This is a genomic window from Polaromonas sp., from assembly GCF_031411155.1.
Taxonomy (GTDB): Bacteria; Pseudomonadota; Gammaproteobacteria; order Burkholderiales; family Burkholderiaceae_C; genus Polaromonas.
The window spans coordinates 1-17,052 of record NZ_JANOAL010000026.1 but is presented as its reverse complement, the minus strand read 5'-3'; the positions used below and the strand labels follow the sequence as shown (position 1 = coordinate 17,052).

17 protein-coding genes, 1 pseudogene and 1 riboswitch are annotated in these 17,052 nt (G+C 66.9%); of the genes and pseudogenes, 12 read left to right on the top strand and 6 right to left on the bottom strand.

Annotated elements, in window-relative coordinates; genetic code table 11:
* Positions 1 to 3: 3 nt before the first annotated feature.
* The 4 genes from RMO23_RS01240 to RMO23_RS01225 all read left to right on the top strand — a co-directional run bounded on the left by RMO23_RS01240 (position 4) and on the right by RMO23_RS01225 (position 3,104).
* Positions 4 to 996, top strand: coding sequence for a KpsF/GutQ family sugar-phosphate isomerase (locus RMO23_RS01240; RefSeq protein ID WP_309678247.1), 993 nt, complete (start codon positions 4 to 6; stop codon positions 994 to 996).
* Positions 996 to 1,556: a 3-deoxy-D-manno-octulosonate 8-phosphate phosphatase gene (locus tag RMO23_RS01235; RefSeq protein ID WP_309678246.1), complete on the top strand. Its 561-nt coding sequence runs from the start codon at positions 996 to 998 to the stop codon at positions 1,554 to 1,556. The genes RMO23_RS01240 and RMO23_RS01235 overlap by 1 nt, the downstream gene beginning before the upstream one ends.
* Complete coding sequence (gene lptC / locus RMO23_RS01230; RefSeq protein WP_309678245.1) at positions 1,553 to 2,266, top strand: LPS export ABC transporter periplasmic protein LptC; 714 nt, start codon at positions 1,553 to 1,555, stop codon at positions 2,264 to 2,266. The genes RMO23_RS01235 and lptC overlap by 4 nt, the downstream gene beginning before the upstream one ends.
* A gap of 61 nt (positions 2,267 to 2,327) precedes the next feature.
* Positions 2,328 to 3,104, top strand: a complete 777-nt coding sequence (locus tag RMO23_RS01225) for an SDR family oxidoreductase (RefSeq protein ID WP_309678244.1) — start codon at positions 2,328 to 2,330, stop codon at positions 3,102 to 3,104.
* Positions 3,105 to 3,238: 134 nt separating this feature from the next.
* Here the strand turns inward: RMO23_RS01225 and RMO23_RS01220 are convergent, their stop codons facing one another.
* Both RMO23_RS01220 and RMO23_RS01215 read right to left on the bottom strand, forming a co-directional pair.
* Positions 3,239 to 3,697, bottom strand: coding sequence for an RNA-binding protein (locus RMO23_RS01220; protein ID WP_309678243.1), 459 nt, complete (start codon positions 3,695 to 3,697; stop codon positions 3,239 to 3,241).
* A 595-nt stretch (positions 3,698 to 4,292) separates the two neighbouring features.
* Positions 4,293 to 5,495 carry an ammonium transporter gene (locus tag RMO23_RS01215; protein WP_309678242.1) on the bottom strand — a complete coding sequence of 401 codons (1,203 nt, stop codon included), beginning with the start codon at positions 5,493 to 5,495 and terminating at the stop codon, positions 4,293 to 4,295.
* Positions 5,496 to 5,653: 158 nt separating this feature from the next.
* Positions 5,654 to 5,831: riboswitch (yybP-ykoY riboswitch) on the top strand.
* A 3-nt stretch (positions 5,832 to 5,834) separates the two neighbouring features.
* On the opposite strand from RMO23_RS01215, the gene RMO23_RS01210 reads away from it, so the two are divergent.
* From RMO23_RS01210 to RMO23_RS01175, 8 genes are all read left to right on the top strand, one after another.
* A complete protein-coding gene (locus tag RMO23_RS01210; RefSeq protein WP_309678240.1) occupies positions 5,835 to 6,401 on the top strand; it encodes a TMEM165/GDT1 family protein in 567 nt (188 codons plus the stop codon).
* A 143-nt stretch (positions 6,402 to 6,544) separates the two neighbouring features.
* Positions 6,545 to 7,693 (top strand): homoserine O-acetyltransferase, encoded by a 1,149-nt coding sequence (locus tag RMO23_RS01205; protein WP_309678238.1) that lies wholly within the window; start codon positions 6,545 to 6,547, stop codon positions 7,691 to 7,693.
* Complete coding sequence (gene metW / locus RMO23_RS01200; protein WP_309678236.1) at positions 7,690 to 8,298, top strand: methionine biosynthesis protein MetW; 609 nt, start codon at positions 7,690 to 7,692, stop codon at positions 8,296 to 8,298. The genes RMO23_RS01205 and metW overlap by 4 nt, the downstream gene beginning before the upstream one ends.
* A gap of 124 nt (positions 8,299 to 8,422) precedes the next feature.
* The gene (locus RMO23_RS01195) at positions 8,423 to 9,310 is read left to right on the top strand and encodes a chromate resistance protein ChrB domain-containing protein (RefSeq protein ID WP_309678234.1); all 888 of its coding nucleotides are present in this window, start codon (positions 8,423 to 8,425) and stop codon (positions 9,308 to 9,310) included.
* A complete protein-coding gene (chrA, locus tag RMO23_RS01190; protein ID WP_309678233.1) occupies positions 9,307 to 10,704 on the top strand; it encodes a chromate efflux transporter in 1,398 nt (465 codons plus the stop codon). Before RMO23_RS01195 ends, chrA begins: the two co-directional genes overlap by 4 nt.
* 51 nt (positions 10,705 to 10,755) lie before the next feature.
* Positions 10,756 to 12,648 (top strand): SulP family inorganic anion transporter, encoded by a 1,893-nt coding sequence (locus tag RMO23_RS01185; protein ID WP_309678232.1) that lies wholly within the window; start codon positions 10,756 to 10,758, stop codon positions 12,646 to 12,648.
* Positions 12,649 to 12,655: 7 nt separating this feature from the next.
* Positions 12,656 to 13,954: a 3-oxo-tetronate kinase gene (gene otnK, locus RMO23_RS01180; RefSeq protein ID WP_309678231.1), complete on the top strand. Its 1,299-nt coding sequence runs from the start codon at positions 12,656 to 12,658 to the stop codon at positions 13,952 to 13,954.
* Entirely contained in the window at positions 13,951 to 14,622 is a 672-nt protein-coding gene (locus tag RMO23_RS01175; protein WP_309678230.1) for an aldolase, read from the top strand. Before otnK ends, RMO23_RS01175 begins: the two co-directional genes overlap by 4 nt.
* A 24-nt stretch (positions 14,623 to 14,646) precedes the next feature.
* On the opposite strand, the gene RMO23_RS01170 is transcribed toward RMO23_RS01175, so the two are convergent.
* The 4 genes and pseudogenes from RMO23_RS01170 to RMO23_RS19650 form a co-directional block, all read right to left on the bottom strand.
* Entirely contained in the window at positions 14,647 to 15,678 is a 1,032-nt protein-coding gene (locus RMO23_RS01170) for a PhnD/SsuA/transferrin family substrate-binding protein (protein WP_309678229.1), read from the bottom strand.
* A 154-nt stretch (positions 15,679 to 15,832) separates the two neighbouring features.
* Entirely contained in the window at positions 15,833 to 16,525 is a 693-nt protein-coding gene (alkB, locus tag RMO23_RS01165; protein ID WP_309678228.1) for a DNA oxidative demethylase AlkB, read from the bottom strand.
* A 19-nt stretch (positions 16,526 to 16,544) separates the two neighbouring features.
* On the bottom strand, positions 16,545 to 16,949 hold the full coding sequence (cueR, locus tag RMO23_RS01160; protein ID WP_309678227.1) for a Cu(I)-responsive transcriptional regulator: 405 nt from the start codon (positions 16,947 to 16,949) through the stop codon (positions 16,545 to 16,547).
* A pseudogene (locus tag RMO23_RS19650) lies at positions 16,946 to 17,052 on the bottom strand (heavy metal translocating P-type ATPase); the annotation flags it as partial. The pseudogene RMO23_RS19650 and the gene cueR, both read right to left, overlap by 4 nt.

Sequence of the window (17,052 nt, the reverse complement as noted above, 5' to 3'; positions counted from 1 at the left end):
GCCATGAGCTTTGCCCCCACGCCCTTCAATGCCCAGCAGGCGCAAGCCCTTGCCAAAAAGACTTTTGAGATCGAGGCGGCCGCCGTGCTGGGCCTGGCCAGCCGCGTCGGTGAAGAGTTTTCGCAGGCGGTTGCGCTGATGCTGGCCTGCCGCGGCCGCGTGGTGGTGATGGGCATGGGCAAAAGCGGCCACATTGGCCGCAAGATTGCCGCGACGCTGGCCTCGACCGGAACGCCCGCCATGTTTGTGCACCCGGCCGAAGCCAGCCACGGCGATCTGGGCATGATCAAGGCCATCGACCTGGTGCTGGCGATCTCCAACAGCGGCGAGAGCCAGGAGCTGACGGTGATCCTGCCGGTGCTGAGCCGCCAGGGCGTGCCCATGGTGGCCATCACCGGCGGCGCGCAGTCGACGCTGGCCCAGCATGCGCGCGTCACGCTCAACTGCAGCGTGGCGCAGGAGGCCTGCCCGCTGAACCTGGCGCCCACCGCCAGCACCACGGCCCAGCTCGCCATGGGCGATGCGCTGGCGGTGGCGCTGCTCGATGCGCGTGGTTTCAAGGAAGAAGACTTTGCCCGCTCCCACCCCGGCGGCGCGCTGGGCCGCAAGCTGCTGACCCATGTCAGCGATGTGATGCGCAGCGGCGACGATGTGCCGCAGGTGCAGCCGGACACGCCATTCACCGAACTGATGCGCGAGATGAGCGCCAAGGGCCTGGGCGCCTCGGCGGTGGTCGATGCCGGGCAGCGGGTGCTGGGCATTTTTACCGATGGCGATTTGCGCCGCCTGATTGAAAAGGGCGTTGACCTGCGCAGCACCCGGGCCGGCGAGGTGATGCACGCCGGGCCACAGACGGTGCGGGCCGATTCACTGGCGGTGGAAGCGGTGGCGCTGATGGAGCAGCACCGCATCACCAGCGTGCTGGTGGTGGACGCTGAGGGCGTGCTGTGCGGCGCGCTCAACACCAACGACCTGATGCGGGCGAAAGTCATCTGATGGCCACGTCGCAGATCACACCCGCGCTGAATTTCGCGCCCGAGCTGCTGCTCAAGGCCCAGGGCGTGCGCGTCGCGTTCTTTGACATCGACGGCGTGCTGACCGACGGCGGCCTGTACATGGCCGAGCAGGGCGAGACCCTCAAGCGTTTCAACACGCTGGACGGCCACGGCCTGAAGCTGCTGCAAAAAGCCGGCATCACGCCCGCCGTCATCACCGGCCGCGACAGCCCGGCGCTGCGCGCCCGGCTGCAGGCGCTGGGCATCAGCCATGCGCACTTTGGCACCGAAGACAAACGCCCCGCCGCCGAGCTCACCCTGCAGGCGCTGGGCCTGGGCTGGAGCGCCGCAGCGGCCATGGGCGACGACTGGCCGGACCTGCCGGTGATGCGCCGCGCCGCCTTCCGTTGCGCGCCGCCCAATGCACATGCCGAGGTCAGGGCCGCGGCCGACTACATCACCCGGCTGGGCGGCGGCCAGGGCGCCGTGCGCGAGCTGTGCGACCTGCTGCTGGTGGCCGGCGGCCGCTATGCCGGCCTGCTGCAGGACTACGCCGGATGACGGTTGCGGCGGCCTTTTCCCCGGGCGGCGCGCTGTATGGGGTCAGGCGCGCCGGCCAGGTGGCGCTGTACCTGTGGAACCGGCTGTCGATCTACATGCCGCTGCTGATGATGGGCGCGCTGGCCCTGAGTACCTACTGGCTGGTGCGCAACGCCCCGCTGCTCAGCAGCCCCGAGGCCGCCAGCGAGACGCGGCACGAGGTCGACTACTTCATGCGCCGGTTCACCATCAAGAATTTCGACGAAATCGGCAAGTTCAAGAGCGAAGTCTATGGCGCGGAAGCGCGCCATTTTTCCGACACCGACATTCTTGAAATTGACCGGGTGCGGATTCGCAGCATCAACCCCAAGGGCCTGGTCACCGTCGCCACCGCCAACCGCGCCTATTCCAATGGCGATGGCTCGGAGGTGCAGCTGGTGGGCAATGCCGTGGTGGTGCGGGAAGCCGGCCAGGACGCCAGCGGCAAGCAGAGTCAGCGCATGGAGTTTCGCGGCGAGTTTTTGCATGCCTTCCTGAACGAAGATCGCGTCCAGTCGCACCAGCCGGTGCTGTTGATCCGGGGCGCGGACCAGTTCACCGGTGACAACTTTGCCTATGACAACCTGGAGCAGGTGGCCAACCTCAAGGGCCGCGTCAGGGGTGTGCTGATGCCGAGGTCCAGGGCGGCGCCCGCCGGACCTGCCGCCAACCCCACGCCGCCTGTGCGCTAGCACGCCCTGCGCGCGCGGCGGCAGGCCCCGTGCGGCCCCATTTCTTACCGAGGCTCCAACCATGTCCCGACTTGTTTTCATCACCGGTGCGTCCAGCGGCATAGGCCAGGCGCTGGCCATGCGGTTTTACCAGGCCGGCTACCGGCTGGCCCTGGCCGCGCGCCGCACGGCGGAGGTGCAGGCCTGGGCCGAGGCCCATGCGGTCAGCGCCGAGCGCTACCAGGTCTACAGCGCCGACGTGTCCCGCCTCGACAGCATCGTGGCCGCCGGTCAGGCCTGCATCGCCGCGCAGGGGCTGCCCGACGTGGTGGTTGCCAACGCCGGCATCAGCATTGGCATGGACACGGCCGAGCGCGGCGATCTCGAGGTGATGGCCAAAACCTTCGCCACCAACACCGTCGGCATGGCCGCCACCTTTCATCCTTTTGTCGCCGCCATGGCGGCGCGCGGCAGCGGCACGCTGGTCGGCATTGGCAGCGTCAGCGGCATACGCGGCCTGCCCGGCCACGGCGCCTACTGCGCCAGCAAGGCGGCGGTCATCAGCTATTGCGAAAGCCTGCGCGGTGAGTTGCGGCCCAGCGGCGTGAAAGTGGTGACGATTTGCCCCGGCTATATCGACACGCCGCTGACGCAGAAAAACCGCTACGCGATGCCATTTTTGATGGCGCCGCAGCGGTTTGCCGACAAGGTGTTTGCCTCGATTCAGGCCGGCCACAGCTACCGCGTGATTCCGTGGCAGATGGGCCTGGTGGCCAAGCTGCTGCGCCTGCTGCCCAACGCCGTGTTTGACCGGGCACTGGCCGGGCGCGCGCGCAAGCAACGCCAGGGCGAAGCCTGATTTGCTATTAAAAGAATAGCAAACAACGCTCGTTATACGCGGGCTGCAATGCAAAAAGGCCCCAAAACCGGAGTTTTGAAGCCTTTTGAGCTGGCCTTCAGCCTGAGACTGAAGGTGCAGGGGGTTTGCAGGGCTTAGTAGCCGCCGCGTCCACCACCGCCGCCGCCGGAACGGCCACCGCCGCTACCGCCGCCGCCGAAAGGGCTACGGAAACCGCCGTCGCTGCCGCCGCCGGAAGAACGGCCACCGCCGCCACCACCGTAGCCGCCACCACCGCCGCCGCCGGCGCCACCGCCGTAACCACCACCGCCGCCGCCGAAGCCGCCGGTACGTGGAGGACGAGCTTCCATCGGACGGGCTTCGTTGACCACCACGCTACGGCCGCCCAGAGGCTGACCGTTCATGCCGTTGATGGCTGCCTGGGCTTCTGCATCGCTGCCCATTTCGACAAAGCCAAAGCCTTTGGAGCGACCGGTGTCGCGTTCCATCATGACTTTAGCGCTGGTGACAGCGCCAAATTGGCCAAAAGATTGTTGCAGATCTTCGTCACGCACCGAGTAAGGCAGGTTGCCGACGTATAGTTTGTTGCCCATGAAGGGACTCCTCTAAAACACAATAACAAAAGCGATGGGGTCCCGAAAGCACAACAAATCTTATACGTACCGCTGTAGCGCGCGAAACTGACCGATCACCTAACCTGTGCGAATGCGGACATTCACACCCCCATATTATGCGTCAGTTCCGCAAAAGACAACCGACTATCGTGTTCAGTCCCTGCGGCCAGCGCGGGGCAAGTTGCGGTCTTGGGCCTGGCCGGCGGTCCATGGCCGGTTGACTTCACCGAAAATCATGGCGGCCTTATTGCCGCGCCGGACCATCATCATGGGATCGTTAAAAATCGCCAATCTGGGGAATCGATGCTGTGATAGGGCGAGCGCGATGAGTTGGCGCACACATACCCAAACGACCGGCAAAAGTGCATCATCCATTTGAATGATGCGTGTCCAGTGCCACTGCCGGCACGAGCGCCGCAAAATCTGTGACGGTGAAACCGGTCCAGGCCCGCGCATCTATAGCCCAGGAGCAGCCGTTGCCTGGCGAAAATTCGCAATAGTTACACAAATTTGCAAGGCCGCAGCGATCTCGCCGGGCTGGCGGCGCGGCCGACCCCGCCAGCCGGCCGGACTGCTACCAGTTGACCTCGCGCTCGGGCGTGGCGCCAATGCGGTGAATCGACAGGTCGGCGCCCTCGAACTCTTCCTCCTGGCTCAGCCGCAGCCCCATGCTGGCCTTGAGCGCGCCATAGACCGCAAAGCCGGCCAGCAGCGCCCAGCCGACGCCCATGAGGCTGCCGATCAGCTGCGCGCCCAGGCTGACTCCACCCAGGCCGCCGAGCGCCTGGCTGCCAAAAATACCGGTCGCAACGCCGCCCCACAACCCACACAGGCCGTGCAGCGGCCAGACGCCCAGCACGTCGTCAATCTTCCATCTGTTTTGCGTCAGCGTGAACATCATCACAAACATGCCGCCGGCCACCGCGCCCACCACCAGCGCGCCCAGCGGGTGCATCAGGTCAGAGCCGGCGCACACCGCCACCAGCCCGGCCAGCGGCCCGTTGTGCACAAAGCCGGGGTCGTTTTTGCCAAAGGCCAGCGCCGCCAGGGTGCCGCCCACCATCGCCATCAGCGAGTTGACGGCCACCAGGCCCGAGATCTTGTCGATGGTCTGCGCGCTCATCACGTTAAAGCCAAACCAGCCCACCGTCAGCACCCAGGCGCCCAGCGCCAAAAACGGGATGTTGGACGGCGGATGGGCCGACACTGCGCCGTCCTTGCGGTAGCGGTTGCTGCGCGCGCCCAGCAGGATCACCGCCGGCAGCGCCAGCCAGCCGCCCACCGCATGGACCACGATGGAGCCGGCAAAGTCATGGAACTCGGCGCCGGTCAGCGCCTTGATCCAGGCCTGCACGCCGAAATGCTGGTTCCAGGCGATGCCTTCGAAGAAGGGGTAGACAAAGCCGACGATGACGGCGGTTGCGATCAGTTGCGGGTAAAAGCGGGCACGTTCGGCAATGCCGCCCGAAATAATCGCCGGTATTGCCGCCGCAAAGGTCAGCAAGAAGAAGAACTTGACCAGTTCATAGCCGTTTTTGGCGGCCAGCTCCCCGGCGCCCACAAAGAAGTGGGTGCCATAGGCCACGCCGTAGCCGACCACAAAATAGACCACGGTCGAAACCGAAAAGTCCACCAGAATTTTGACCAGCGCATTGACCTGGTTCTTTTTGCGAACCGTGCCCAGTTCCAGAAAGGCAAAGCCGGCGTGCATGGCCAGCACCATGATGCCGCCCAACAAAATGAACAAGGCGTCCGTGCCCTGTTTTAGTGCTTCCATAGCGTCCTCTTCAGATGAAATGTGGTTTTTTGGTGCGTTTTCAGCAGAACTCTGAAAATCGCACCAAATGCAAGCAAGATTTGCGCCATAAATGTGCAAAACGCCGCACGACCCGAATGCCCCCGCCTTGGGCGTCACGGGTCGCGCCACCTATAATGCAGGCTGTCATTGGGGAGTAGCCAGCCTTTCGCTTTGAAAGGGGCTTGCGTCAACAGACTTGTCCAGCATGGACATGGCGCAAGCGGTCTTCGGGCCACGCGAGACCTTTGACTGCATCGCCACCGTTTCAGGCCGGGGTTGTTGTGCAGTCATGGGTTTTGTTCCGGCCGGAGTTCTTTCATGGAAGCTTTCCTAGTCTCCACCGGCATCGTTGCGCTTGCCGAAATGGGTGACAAAACCCAACTTCTGGCCCTGGTGCTGGCCGCGCGCTTTCGCAAGCCCTGGCCCATCGTGCTCGGCATTTTTGTCGCCACCCTGGCCAACCATGCCATGGCCGGCGCGCTGGGCGCCTGGGTTACCACCCTCATCGGCCCGCAGGTTTTGCGCTGGTTTCTGGGCGCCTCCTTCATCGCCATGGCGCTGTGGATGCTGATTCCCGACCAGCTCGACGACGGAGACACGCCGAACGCGCCGCGCTTTGGCGTGTTTGGCACCACCGTGCTGGCCTTTTTCCTGGCCGAGATGGGCGACAAAACCCAGATTGCCACCGTCATGCTGGCCGCCCGCTACGAGGCCTATGTGGCGGTGATCGCCGGCACCACGCTGGGCATGATGCTGGCCAATGCGCCCGTGGTCTGGCTCGGCGAGCGCGTCACGCGGCTGGTGCCGTTGCGCGTGGTGCACATTGTGTCGGCGCTGATTTTTGCCGGGCTGGGGCTGGCGGCCCTGCTGATCCGGCCGGGCTGAGCCCACGCAGGCCAAATTGCTATACTTGCCCTAGCGCCGATTTGCTCAGCTTGCGGGCGCTTAAAAAGTACAGCTAAAGACGATCGCCAAAACCCGGACTCGCTTTAGCGATGCCGGGTTTTCGTTTTTCTGCAGGTGATTTCTTGACCTTAGTCGCAACCCCCCAGACCATGCATTTCGCGGACGCCCTGCCTTTGCACAGCGGCGCCTCCCTGCGTGCCTACGACCTGAGTTACGAGACCTACGGCGCGCTCAATGCCGACAAGTCCAATGCCGTGCTGATCTGCCACGCGCTCAATGCCTCGCACCATGTGGCCGGCGTTTACCTGGACGCGGCGGGTCGCCCACTGGACAAGTCTGAAGGCTGGTGGGACACCATGATAGGCCCCGGCAAGCCGGTCGACACCGACCGGTTTTTTGTGATTGGCGTCAACAACCTCGGCTCCTGCTTCGGCTCCACCGGACCGATGCAGACCAAGCCCGACACGAACGAGATTTATGGCGCCGATTTCCCGGTCGTCACGGTGCAGGACTGGGTCGACGCCCAGGCCAGGCTGCTGGACGCGCTGGGCATCCAGACGCTGGCGGCGGTGATGGGCGGCAGCCTGGGCGGCATGCAGGCCCTGAGCTGGACCCTGCAATACCCTGATCGGGTGCGGCATGCGGTGGTGGTGGCCAGCGCGCCCAACCTGACGGCCGAAAACATCGCCTTCAACGAGGTCGCGCGCCGCGCCATCGTCACCGACCCGGATTTTCACGCGGGCTTTTATGCCCGGCACGGCGTGCTGCCGCAGCGCGGCCTGCGCATCGCCCGCATGATCGGCCACATCACCTACCTGAGCGACGACGTGATGAACGAGAAGTTCGGCCGCAGGTTACAGGCCCCCACGCTTGTCGCTTCGCCTTTCAAATACTCGACGCAGGACGTGGAGTTCCAGATTGAAAGCTACCTGCGCTACCAGGGCGACAAGTTCAGCGAGTACTTCGACGCCAACACCTATTTGCTGATCACCCGCGCGCTCGACTACTTCGACCCGGCCAGCGCTTTTGGCGGCGACCTGAGCCGGGCGCTGGCCCAGGCCACGGCCAAATTTTTGCTCGTGAGCTTCAGCACCGACTGGCGGTTTTCACCGGCGCGCAGTCGCGAAATCGTCAAGGCCCTGCTCGACAACCAGCGCGACGTCAGCTACGCCGAAATCGACGCGCCGCACGGCCATGATGCGTTTTTGCTTGATGACCCGCGCTACATGGGCGTGGTTCGCTCCTATTTTCAGAGCAAGGTGGCCGCATGAAAGCGCTCGTCAACGCCACGGCGCAACCCACGCCCGATCAGCTGTCGATCGCCCGCCTGGTGCCGCACGGCGCCCGCGTGCTTGACCTCGGTTGCGGCACCGGCGAACTGCTGGCCTACCTGATTCGCGAGCGCGGCTGCTCCGGCTACGGCGTCGAGCTCAACGACGCCAATGTGCAGGCCTGCGTGGCGCGCGGCGTCAACGTGATCCAGCTCAACCTCGAAGAAGGCCTGGCCGTGTTTGGCGATGCCTCGTTTGACGTGGTGCTGCAGATCGACACGCTGCAGCATTTGCGCAATGCCGAAACCATGCTCCAGGAAACCGCCCGCGTGGGCCGCATCGGCATCGTCGCCTTCCCCAACTTCGGCCACTGGCCGAACCGGTTGGCGGTGCTGCGCGGCCGCATGCCGGTGACCAAGGTGCTGCCCTACCAGTGGTACGACACGCCGAACATCCGCGTCGGCACGCTGCAGGACTTCGAGGCGCTGGCGCTGCAAAACCGGCTGCAGATTCTGGACCAGTTTGGCCTGCAGGACGGTGAAGAAATCCGCTTCTGGCCGAATGCCCGCGCCAGCCGGGCGGTTTTCAAGTTTCAGCGCGCCTGAACCGGCCAGTTGCGCAGCGGCATGGGCTGGTGCTACTATTTGGTTTCGGGATTTCAGCCTCCCGACTCTCATCGAGAACAGACGGTGTCCCGTCCAAGCGCTGGCAACTCACTGGAGTACTTTCGTGGACACCGCTTTCAATTCCGTTCCCCCTTTTTCCATTTCTCCCGAAGAACTCGCCGTCCGGCTGGGCCGCGCTGACGCGCCCTGGCTGCTTGACGTGCGGCGCGAGGAAAAATTTCTGCAAAGCCCGCGCCTGCTGGCGGGCGCCCATCGCTGCGCGCCGGAGGCGGTGGCGGCTTTTGCCGCTTCACAGCCGCCGCGCGAGGTCGTGGTGTACTGCGTCTATGGCCACAACGTCAGCGAAGAGGCCGTGGCGACGCTGCGTGCCGCGGGCTGGAACGCCCGCCAGCTGGCCGGCGGCATCGAAGGCGGTGAAGATGGCGTGGATGCGCCGAACGACATCGCCGCGTGGCGCGCGCAGCCCCCGCTGACCCTGCGCAAGCGGCCCGATTGGGGCGTGACGGGCGAGCAGCCCTCGCGCTGGATCACCCGCGAGCGCCCCAAGATCGACCGCATCGCCTGCCCCTGGCTGATCCGCCGTTTCATTGACCCGCGTGCCGAGTTTCTTTACATGCCCACGGCCAGGGTGCTTGAAGAGGCCGCGCGCCTGGGCGCGGTGGCCTACGACATCCCGGGCGCGCCGGTCTCGCACGACGGCGAACGGTGCAGCTTTGATGCCCTGCTGCGGGCGTTTGAACTGCGTGATCCGGCACTGGACACCCTGGCCCGCATCGTGCGCGGCGCCGACACCGACCGGCTCGACCTGGCGCCGCAGTCGGCCGGCCTGCTCGCCGTGTCGCTGGGCCTGTCACGGCTGCACGCCAGCGACGACCACGCCATGCTGGAGGCGGCCCTGCCGCTGTACGACGCGTTTTACGCCTGGTGCCGCAGCGCGCAGAACGAGCCGCACAGCTGGAAGCCCGAAACCATGCTGGGCGCCGCGCCATGATGGCCGCTACCGAGGTGAATGCCGCCCCGGTGCCGGCCGCCGACAAGCCGGCGGCGGTGCCCTTTGGCGAGGCTTTTCGCTTCTGGCTGCAGCTCGGCTTCATCAGCTTTGGCGGGCCGGCCGGGCAGATTGCCATCATGCACCGCGAACTGGTCGAGCGAAAACGCTGGATCAGCGAGCGGCGGTTTCTGCATGCGCTCAACTACTGCATGCTGCTGCCCGGCCCCGAGGCGCAACAGCTGGCGACCTACATCGGCTGGCTGATGCACCGCACTTGGGGCGGTGTGGTGGCGGGCGCGCTGTTCGTGCTGCCTTCGCTGTTCATCCTGATCGCGCTGAGCTGGATCTACGTGGCCTTCGGCGACGTGCCGCTGGTCGCCGGCCTGTTTTACGGTATCAAGCCGGCGGTGGCCGCCATCGTGTTGCAGGCGGTCCATCGCATCGGCTCCCGTTCATTGAAGAGACCAGCGCAAGCCCCCCTGCTATGGGCGATAGCGGCTATCAGTTTCATGGCAATTTACCTGCTTGACGTGCCGTTTCCGCTGATCGTGCTGGGCGCTGCCGTGGTGGGCGGGCTGGGTGCCCGTTTCGCGCCGGCGCAGTTTGCCGGTGCTGCCGGTCATGGCGCTGCCAAGCAGGGCTACGGGCCGGCCCTGATCGACGACGACACGCCGACACCGGCGCACGCCCGCTTCAAGCCGTCGCGCCTGGCCGCCGTGCTGCTGGTGGGCGCGCTGCTGTGGCTGCTTCCCATGGGCATGCTGCTGGCCACGCAGGGCTGGAACGCCACGCTGACGCAAATGGGCTGGTTTTTTACCAAGGCGGCGCTGCTGACCTTTGGCGGTGCCTATGCGGTGCTGCCCTATGTTTACCAGGGGGCGGTGGAGCAGTTCCAGTGGCTGACCGGTCCGCAGATGATTGACGGCCTGGCGCTCGGTGAAACCACGCCCGGCCCGCTGATCATGGTGGTGGCCTTTGTCGGCTTCATGGGCGGCTGGGCGCGCCAGGTGCTGGGGCCGGAGGCGCAGTTTATCGGCGCGGCGCTGGCCGCCACGGTGGTGACCTGGTTCACCTTCCTGCCCTCTTTCCTGTTCATTCTGGCCGGCGGGCCGCTGGTGGAATCAACGCACGGCAAGCTGCAGTTCACCGCACCGCTGACGGCCATCACGGCGGCGGTGGTCGGCGTGATTGCCAGCCTGGCACTGTTTTTTCTGGCGCACATCGCGATCCGCGCCGGCGCCGCCGACCAGTGGTTCTTGCGCATCGATTTTTTTGCGCTGGCCATCACGCTGGGGGCCGCCATCGCCTTGCTGCGCTACCAGCGCGGCGTGATCCCCGTGATCGCGGCGTCGGCGCTGGCCGGCCTGCTGTTGCGCGGCTTCGGCCTGGCCTGAGCGGGGGGGCGCGAGACGGCCGGGCCGCCGCGGCGCGGTATGCTCGGCGCCATGCAAAGTCCCGCGGAACATGACGGCGCCGCGCCGGCGCCCAGGCCACTTGGGCGCGTGTGGGAACGCCTGTTCGGCGACTGGGTGCGGCAGGTCTCGCCCGTCACCCTGCGCGCCGATGCCCTGGCCGGCCTGCTGGGCGCGGTGCTGGTGCTGCCGCAGGGCATTGCCTTCGCCACCCTGGCCGGCCTGCCGCCCGAATACGGCCTGTTCACCGCCGTCATTCCCTGCATCATTGCCGCGCTGTTCGGTTCCAGCTGGCATGTCATGTCGGGGCCGACCAACGCCAATTCGCTGGCGCTGTTTGCCATGCTGTCGCCGCTGGCCGCGGCCTTCAGCCCGGCCTACATCCAGCTGGCGCTGGCCGTCACCGTGATGGTGGGCGTGATGCAGTGGCTGATTGGCGCGCTGCGGCTGGGCGTGCTGGCCAACTTCATCTCGCCGGCCGTGCTGTTCGGTTTTACCTCGGGCGCGGCGCTGCTGATTGCGCTGCATGCGCTGCCCGACCTGCTCGGTCTGCCGGCGTCGCCCAAGCACAGCGCCGCCGGCGTGCTGGGCCATGTGCTGACGCAGCTGCCCCAGGCGCAGCCGGCGGCGCTGGCGGTGGGCGCCGTCACCATTGGCGTGGCGCTGCTGCTGCGGCGTCTGCGCCCGCACTGGCCGGGCATGCTGCTGGGCCTGATGCTGGCGACGGCGCTGGCCTGGGGCTGGAGCCACCTGGCCCCGGCCAGCGCTAGCGCATCGCCCGCGCTGCGCAGCGTGGGGCAGATAGCGGTGCCGTGGCCGCGTTTTGAGCTGCCGCGCATCGGCTGGGAACAGGCCTCGGACCTGATCGGCCTGGCCTTTGCGCTGACCATCGTGGCGCTGGGCCAGGCGATTTCGATTGCCAAGACGGTGGCGCTGCGCTCGGGCCAGCGCATCGATGCCAATCGCGAGTTTCGCGGCCAGGGCCTGTCCAACATCGTCGGCGGGTTTTTCTCGTGCTATGTGTCCTGCGGCTCCATGAACCGCTCCATGCCCAGCCTGGAGGCCGGCGCCCGAACCCCGCTGGCCTCGGTGTTCTCGGCACTGCTGCTGGTGGCGCTGGTGGCGGTCAGCGCGCCCCTGCTGGCGCTGATACCGATGGCGGCGCTGGCCGGCCTGCTGCTGCTGGTCGCGCTGGCGCTGCTCGACCTGGCGCGCTGGCGCCAGCTGTTCAGTTTGAGCCGCAGCGATTTTGCGGTGGCGCTGGCGACCGCCGTGGCCACCGTCAGCATCCGGCTCGAGACGGCGATCTTGCTGGGCATGATTTTGTCGCTGATGTCTTTTTTGTACCGCACCTCGCGCCCCGCCATGCGCACCATGGGCTTTGACAGCGCCGGGCCGGAGCGGCAGTTTGTGGTGATCGACCCGGTGCTGGATGCAAAGGCCGCTCCGGACGAGGCGCCGCATTCGTGCCTTCCGGAGTGCCCGCAACTCAAGCTGCTGCGCATGGAAGGCGAAGTCTATTTTGGCGCGACCCAGCATGTGGCCGACATCCTGCATGCGCTGCGCCATCCGGCCAGCGGCCAGCCGCCCACCCAGAAGCATTTGCTGGTCATGGCCAAGAGCATGAACTTCATCGACCTGGCCGGCGCCGAGCTGTGGCAGGCCGAGCTGGCGGCGCGCCGCGCCATCGGCGGCGATCTGTACTTTCACCGGCCCCGGCCCGAGGTGATTGCCCTGTGGCGCAAAACCGGCTTTACCCGCGTGCTGGGGCCGGAGCACCAGTTTCCCGACAAGTTCACCGCCATCGCCACCATCTTCAACAAGCTCGACCCCGAAATCTGCCGCCGCTGCACCGCGCGCATTTTCTGGGAATGCAAAACCGTGCCGGCACCCGGCCAAGCCGACGCCTTCCCTTCACCCGATTGAACGCACCATGAAACACCTCGCGCTGGGCTGCATCGCCGACGACTTCACCGGCGCCACCGATCTGGCCAACAACCTGGTGCGCGCCGGCATGCGCGTGCTGCAGAGCCTAGGCGTGCCGACGCAGCCGCTGGCGGCCGAGCTGGCCGAAGTGGATGCCGTGGTGGTGGCACTGAAGTCGCGCACCGTCGCGCCGGCCGAGGCCGTGGCGCAATCGCTGCAGGCACTGGCCTGGCTTCAGGCCCAGGGCGCGCCGCAAATCTATTTCAAGTACTGCTCCACCTTTGACAGCACGCCTCAAGGCAATATCGGCCCGGTCACCGAGGCCTTGATGGATGCGCTCGGCACGGACTTCACCGTCGCCACGCCGGCCTTTCCCGACAACCAGCGCACGGTGTTCAAGGGCCACCTGTTCGTGGGCGAGCTGCTGCTGAGCGAGAGCGGCATGCAACACCATCCGCTCACGCCGATGACCGATGCCAACCTGGTGCGCGTGCTACAGGCGCAATGCAGGCGCAAGGTCGGGCTGATCGACTACCGCGTCGTGGCCCAGGGCGAGGCCGCGATCCGCGCGCGCATGGCGCAGCTGCGCGGCGAAGGCGTGGCCATTGCCGTCGTCGATGCGCTGTCCAACGACGACCTGTTGCGGCTGGGCCAGGCGCTCAAGGGCATGCCGCTGGTCACGGCCGGCTCCGGTGTGGCGATTGGCCTGCCGCCCAATTTTGGCATCGCGCCCTCGGCCCACGCCAGCCAGTTGCCGGCCGCCACCGGGCTGCAGGCCGTGCTGTCGGGCAGCTGTTCGCTGGCCACCCGGCGCCAGGTGCAGGCCTTCATCCAGGCCGGGCGCCCGGCGCTGGGCATAGACCCCTTGCGCATCGCTGCCGGCGAGGACGTCACGGCCCAGGCGCTGGCCTGGGCCGAGCCGCTGCTGGCGGGCGGGCCGGTGCTGCTGTATTCCACGGCGGACCCGGACGCGGTGGAATCGGTGCAGGGCCGCCTCGGCGTCGAAGCAGCCGGCGCCCTGGTCGAGCGCACCCTGGCGGCGATTGCGCGCGGCCTGGTGCAGCGCGGCGTGCGCCAGCTGGTGGTGGCCGGCGGTGAAACCTCGGGTGCTTGCGTGCAGGCGCTGGGCATCACGCAAATGAAGATCGGCCCGCAGATTGACCCCGGCGTGCCCTGGTGCCATGCCAAGATGGTGCCCCCACCCCCGGCGGATCATTCGTCACACGAAGGCCTGCACCTCACGCTCAAGTCAGGCAACTTCGGTAGCGACGACTTTTTCAGCAAAGCCTTTACCATGCTCGCATGAGTTCATCCTGTGAGTCCCAGGCCCGCGAAGAAATCTGCCGCATCGGCCAAAGCCTGTTCGCGCGCGGCTATGCGCATGCCACGGCCGGCAACATCAGCGTTCGGCTGGATGATGGTTTCCTCATCACCCCGACCGATGCCTGCCTGGGCTTGCTGGATCCGGCGCGGCTGGCCCGGCTCGATGCCAACGCCGAGCAGATCAGCGGCGACGTTGCTAGCAAAACCATAGCGCTGCACGCAGGTATTTACCGGGCTGCAACCCGATTTGATGCAAAAACCCGGTGCGTGATCCACACCCACGGCACGCACAGCGTGGCGCTGAGCCTGCGGGCCACGGCGGCCGAGCTGCTGCCGCCCATCACGCCCTACTTCGTGATGAAGGTCGGCCATGTGCCGCTGATCCCCTACCACCGCCCCGGTGACCCTCGGGCGGCGGCCCTGGTGGCGCAAGCCATCACCCGTTATGGCGAACAAGGCACGCCGATCCGCGCCGTGATGCTGGCGCGGCTGGGGCCCAATGTCTGGCACGACACGCCCGCCGCCGCCATGGCCACGCTCGAGGAACTCGAAGAAACCGCCCGGCTTTGCTTGTTGGCCCGGCCGCGACCCGAGCCACTGACCGAAACCCAGATCGACGAACTGCGCCAGACCTTTGGCGCGCGCTGGTAAGACAGACCCCCATGGCCCAGTTGGCTAGCGCGCCGCCACCGCCTTGCGCAAGGGGCCGGGTGCCATGAAGTTGCTGTAGCTGGGCAGCGGCACGCCGCTCACCAGCATGGTCGCCTGAAACAGCGCGGTATTGGCCATGGCCGTCGCCACGCCGCCGCCCAGCCAGCGCGCGCCCAGCTGTTCTTCGGGCGGCACGAAGCGGTACAGGGCCATGCCCGCCGGCACCTCGGCCGGCGGCGTCTTGGTCAGGCGCGCAATCGCCTGCACCGCCGGCGTCTGCGGCGTCCAGCCGGCCTGCGTGTCGGCATAGCTGCGCTGCGCGCGGGCAATCGCCTGGATCAGCGCCACCACAAAGCCCTCGTTCGCATCGGCCCAGGCGCCGTTGCCGGCCAGGCCGTCAAAGGTCGGGTAGCCGCGCTGCGCCACCTGGGTTGCGCTCAGCAACACCTTGCCCGACCCCTTGAGGTGGCCCAGCACCGGGTTCCAGACATAGGCGCCGTCAATCGTGCCGGCGTCCCAGGCGGCGCGAATCTGCGGCGGCTTCAGCGCCAGCAGCCTGACGTTGCGCACCACGCCGGCCTCCGTCAGCGCGGCATAGAGCTGGTAGTGCGAGGTGCTCAGGTGCGGTGTGGCCACGGTCTTGCCGCGCAGGTCGGACACCCGCGTGATGCCGGCGTCGCCGCGCACCACCAGCGCCTCGGCGTTGGCCATGTCATCGCAGATCCACAGCAAACGCACGCCCTGCCCGGCGGTGGCGGCGGCGGTCAGCGGGCTGGAGCCGACCTCGCCGAGCTGGATCTCGCCGGCGGCCATGGCCTTCATGATGTCGGCGCCGGTGTCATACATCTTCCACACCACGCGGTAGCCGGTGCTGCGCTCCAGGTCAGCGTTTTCCATGATGAGCTTCATCGGCACCAGCAGGTCCTGGTAGCCGATGCTGACCGTGCGCGCCTGGGCAAGCGATGGCCCGGCCAGCGCGGCGGCGGCCAGGTTGATGACGGTCCGGCGCCGCAGGGCATGCGGGGCGGCACTGGCGGAATCAAGACACGGGGGCATGGGGCGGAGTCCTTTGCAAGTTGAAAGCCGGGTGAACGGCGTTGTGCCGGCAGCGGCGCGAGGCCGCCGCTCTAGTGAGGCACGACTTTGCATGCGGCAGGCAGCGCCGGCAAGAACCAGTCGCCGGTTGGCGCTGGAGCCAGCCGGTCGGTGCTTACCCTTGCGCGTCAGCGCGCCGACGCGAATCGTGCCCCGCGCAGCGAAACGTCAGGTTGATGCGCTGCCGTCCGAGCCCGGCGTGCTCGCCGTCGGCCATCGGCGCCACGCCGTGGTAAGCCAGCCGCGACGGCCCGCCCCACACCGCCACGTCGCCGTGCAGCAGGCGGTAACGCACGGGGCGGTCGCTGCGCCGCGCGCTGCCAAACAGAAAAACGGCCGGCAAACCGAGCGACACCGACACAATCGGCGCGCTCAGGTCGCCCTCGTCCCGGTCCTGGTGCAGCGACAGGCGCGCGCCGGGTTCATAGCGGTTGATCAGGCAGGCATCGGGCCTGAAGCCGTCGAAGCCGGCCGCGGCCGCCGCGCGCGCCGTCAGCCGCTTGAAGCCGTCGGGCATGGCCGGCCAGGGCCGGCCTGACAGCGGGTCGGTGGGGGTGTAGCGGTAGCCGCTGCGGTCCGAGGTCCAGCCCAGCGCGCCGCAATTGCTCATGGCCACCGACATGGTGTGGCCGCCCGGCACCACCAGATGGCGCAGCGGCGCGGCCATGATGATCTGCTGCACCGACTGCATCAAGGCCTGCGCCCCATCGAGCGCAAAACCGCGCAGCAGCACCGCACCGGGCGCAAGGGGCTCTGGCGCCGCGTACGGCGGTGGCGCGTCCTCATCCTCAAACAGGTTCAGGGTCACCCGCGTTCCCCGGGATGGTTCAGGCCGCCAGCTCGGTCAATATCGGGCAATCGGGCCGGTTGTTGCCCTGGCAGCAGTGCGCCAGATGTGCCAGCGTCTGCTTCATCGCCGCCATCTCGGCAATGCGCCGCTCCAGGTCGGCGACATGGGCCAGCGCGATGCGCTTGACGTCGGCGCTGGCGCGGCGCTTGTTTTGCCATAGCTTGAGCAGCGCGGCAATCTCGGCCATGCTAAAGCCCAGGTCGCGCGCCCTGCGGATAAAGCCCAGCGTGTGGACTTCCTTCTCGCCGTACTGGCGGTAACCGGCGTCGGTGCGCTGCACCACGGGCAGCAGGCCCAGCGTTTCATAGTGGCGGATCATCTTGGCCGACACGCCCGAGCGGGCGGCCGCCTGGCCGATATTCAGAAGGCCGGTTTGCGTCATTTCGTCGCTCCTTCCCAGCGCCGCAGCAGCAAGGCATTCAGCACCACGCTGACGCTGCTGAAGGCCATGGCCGCGCCGGCAATCACCGGGTTCAGCAGGCCCA